This is a genomic window from Synechococcus sp. R55.7 (genome assembly GCF_047461955.1).
Lineage (GTDB): Bacteria > Cyanobacteriota > Cyanobacteriia > Thermostichales > Thermostichaceae > Thermostichus.
In genome coordinates this window covers 1-1306 of sequence record NZ_JANSIC010000351.1, presented here as the reverse complement: position 1 = coordinate 1306, position 1306 = coordinate 1, and the positions used below count along the sequence as shown (strand labels likewise).

Annotated in this window: 1 protein-coding gene; it reads left to right on the top strand. The window is 57.7% G+C overall.

Annotation, left to right across the window (positions count from 1 at the left end; translation table 11 throughout):
* Positions 1 to 196 precede the first annotated feature (196 nt).
* Positions 197 to 1198, top strand: a complete 1002-nt coding sequence (locus tag NW820_RS12410) for a CHAD domain-containing protein (RefSeq protein WP_414357355.1) — start codon at positions 197 to 199, stop codon at positions 1196 to 1198.
* Positions 1199 to 1306 lie beyond the last annotated feature (108 nt).

Genomic DNA, 1306 nt, shown 5'->3' with positions numbered 1-1306 from the left:
CTCTGTTCCGCTGACGGGAATGGCGCGACAGGCCAAAGCTCGCGACAGTTTCCCTGGCCACAGCCTGCTCGGTTTACCAAGGTTAAGATTAGGTTAAAAAGGAAGAGGCGGGGGTAACCTCAAGCTAGGCTGGATGACCTATGTGAAAAGAGCCTGCTGCTCTCTTGGTTCTCGTTTTGGGTAGAGGAGACTGGCTGTGGACGCTGTTGCTGCTGAGCTGAAAACCGATCGCGTCAGCGGGACGGAGTCCTTTCGCGTCAGCGGGACGGAGTCCTTGCACTTGACCTTGCCCTCATCTGCGCCCTTGCCAACCGTGGCCGCCTGGGCCCACCAGCTGTTGAGCCAGCAATGGCAGCGGCTGCAGAAACACGTAAAGCGAGTTCTGACCCAGCATCCAGAAGCGGCAGAGTCTCTGCACCAAATCCGGGTGACCCTGCGCCGTATTGGCACCTGGGTGCAGGTATTTCAGGGATCCGTCCGGCTGCCCAAGCCTCTCAAGCCCAAACGCCTGCAAAAGCTGGCCAGTGCTTTGGGCAAGCAGCGGGATCTGGACGTGCTGCTGGAAATCCTGCAGGAACCTTGCTGGGAAGGGATCCCGGCAGCCCAGCAGGCAGAACTGGAGAAGCTAAAACAAGATCTGCAGCAACGTCGAACCCAAGCCGAGAAACGCTCCCGCCGCATTCTTGAAGATGCTGACTTCCTGGCGTTTCAAGCTGCCTGCGAGCAGTGGCTGGCTCACCCCCGCTATAAGCCCCAGGCGGAGCTGCCTTTGCCGGAAAGCTTGCCCCACTTGCTGACTCCCCTGCTGGCCCAGTGGCTGCTGCAGCCAGGCTGGCGGATCCCTGCTTTCCCCGCAACGGAAGCCCAGGCTGAGCAACTGCACGAGCTGCGCAAGGCCACCAAACGGCTGCGCTATCAGGTGGAGTTTTTTGCGCCCTTTTACGGGGAAACCATGCAAGATTGGATAGCAACCCTGAAGTGCTTGCAGGATCAACTGGGCCGCTTTAACGATTTGCAGGTTTTGCAAGGCGAGCTGCCTGCAGACTCAGACCTACAAACCCTTCTCCAGGAACAACAAAAACTAGCCCTCCAGGAGTGGCCTGAGCACCAACAGCGCTGCCTGGCCTCTGCCGAGCAGCACCGGCTTTACTCTAATCTTTTCTCTGTTTCCAATTTCTTTCCAACTGGGGATCCCTAGGTTTCCAATTCTATAGATCCCCCCGAAGGAAAAACCCCGCCTTATTGGCGGGGGATTTTTTGTGGCTATAGGGTTTCCAATTTCTAGGGATCCCCCCGAAGGGGGAAC